At 39.6% G+C, this 235-nt stretch carries 1 pseudogene; it reads left to right on the top strand.

The features are described 5' to 3' along the window. Positions 1-235 (top strand): annotated as a pseudogene (locus tag SCA31_RS25550) (GTP cyclohydrolase); the annotation flags it as partial.

The following is a 235-nucleotide window of genomic DNA, read 5'->3' on the forward strand; positions in this document are numbered from 1 at the left end:
GTGGCATTTTTTACAGGCAAGTAAGAAAAATGACCGTGCTAATTTCTACCTTATCGGAATTCACCCTGAATATCAGAGACGTGGCGTAACCGCTATTATTTTCAAAGAAATTTTTGTCCGATTTACAAGCATGGGAATCGATTTCGCAGAAACCAACCCAGAATTAGAGGAAAACAAGAGCGTACAGGTTCTTTGGCAGGACTACAAACCTACAAACCATAAAAGAAGAAGAACC

It is taken from the genome of Chryseobacterium sp. SIMBA_028 (genome assembly GCF_046535285.1).
In the GTDB taxonomy this organism is placed as follows: domain Bacteria; phylum Bacteroidota; class Bacteroidia; order Flavobacteriales; family Weeksellaceae; genus Chryseobacterium.